Raw genomic sequence first — 739 nt, 5'->3', positions numbered from 1 at the left:
GAATCCCAGTCAACAGCTACATACCAACCACTCCAGCAACCATGGACGCGTGGCTGGCTTCAATATTGCAAGAAAAAATACCGTTCATTTAACCCCCAAACAGGTACTTTTCGAGGCTATGATGGACAAGACCACTTTTGTTATGCTCCATTAAACTAATATTTTTGCTTTGGTTCAGAAAATTTTGAGTGACCCCAAAACGCTTTAAAGTGTTATGGGGTTATGTATTGAGCGCTTGAAGAAAAGGATAACTTCCAGGACCATGCCCACAAATGAAACGAACGTCATCCCCTAAAGGTAAAATTTTTTCTCGAAGTGATCTCATCAATTTTTCATGCGAACAAAAAGGAAAGTCTGTACGTCCAATAGAACCACGAAAGAGAACATCACCCAATAAAGCAAAACGTTCTTTTTCATTAAAATAAATAACATGACCAGGAGAATGCCCTGGTGTATGAAAAACCCTAAACACGTGGTCAGAAAAATGAACACTATCGTTATCTTCTAACCATTGATCAGGAATACAAACAGAGGCATCCATGATACCATAGCTTCTTGCACTCTCAACCACAGAATCCATTACAGGCTTATCATCGTAATGTGAACCGACAATTTTAACGCCAAGGGCCTCTTTTGCTTGCATTGCCGCACCCACATGATCAAAATGACCATGTGTTATCCAAATAGCTTCAACGGTAATATTCATTCTTTTAATGACTTCTTGAATTCGAAGCCACTC

2 protein-coding genes are annotated in these 739 nt (G+C 39.5%); one reads left to right on the top strand and one right to left on the bottom strand.

Annotation, left to right across the window (positions count from 1 at the left end; all coding sequences use genetic code 11):
- Positions 1-159: BA14K family protein (locus tag ACFINC_RS10620; protein ID WP_375617191.1), on the top strand; the 159-nt coding region annotated here is incomplete at its 5' end.
- Positions 160-220: 61 nt separating this feature from the next.
- On the opposite strand, the gene ACFINC_RS10615 is transcribed toward ACFINC_RS10620, so the two are convergent.
- Positions 221-739: MBL fold metallo-hydrolase (locus tag ACFINC_RS10615; protein WP_375617190.1), on the bottom strand; the 519-nt coding region annotated here is incomplete at its 5' end.

Origin of the sequence: Bartonella sp. AP58NXGY (assembly GCF_042195785.1) — a bacterium.
Taxonomy (GTDB): Bacteria; Pseudomonadota; Alphaproteobacteria; order Rhizobiales; family Rhizobiaceae; genus Bartonella.
Note: the sequence above shows the minus strand (reverse complement) of the source record. Positions and strands in the feature narration are given on the sequence as shown.